This window comes from Methyloversatilis sp. XJ19-13, from assembly GCF_024580155.1.
GTDB lineage: Bacteria > Pseudomonadota > Gammaproteobacteria > Burkholderiales > Rhodocyclaceae > Methyloversatilis.
Genome location: NZ_JANINH010000042.1, coordinates 1 through 558, shown reverse-complemented (window position 1 = coordinate 558; position 558 = coordinate 1). Strand labels below are relative to the sequence as shown.

Annotated in this window: 1 rRNA gene; it reads left to right on the top strand. The window is 53.0% G+C overall.

The annotated features are described in order from the left end of the window. Positions 1-192 precede the first annotated feature (192 nt). A 16S ribosomal RNA gene (locus NMQ14_RS19625) occupies positions 193-558 on the top strand; the annotation flags it as partial.

Here is a 558-nt window from a genome sequence, read left to right as displayed (position 1 = left end):
GCAGCGAAGCTCTTTAAAAACACAAACAGCCGATAGGTGTGGGCACGGCATGGTTGTAACGGCGTGTGGATGTCGTTTCGGGGGAACCTGGGGTGATGGAAATGCGCATGACAACTAAATTGAAGTGCTCATACGAATCAAAGGTTTTAAGCGAAAGCTTATACCTGTGAATTCTGTTGAGTTTTGGGAATTAAACTGAAGAGTTTGATCCTGGCTCAGATTGAACGCTGGCGGAATGCTTTACACATGCAAGTCGAGCGGCAGCGCGGGGCAACCTGGCGGCGAGCGGCGAACGGGTGAGTAACACATCGGAACATACCCAGTCGTGGGGGATAACACTTCGAAAGAAGTGCTAATACCGCATACGTCCTGAGGGAGAAAGCGGGGGATCTTCGGACCTCGCGCGATTGGAGTGGCCGATGTCAGATTAGCTAGTTGGTGGGGTAAAGGCCTACCAAGGCGACGATCTGTAGCTGGTCTGAGAGGACGACCAGCCACACTGGGACTGAGACACGGCCCAGACTCCTACGGGAGGCAGCAGTGGGGAATTTTGGACAA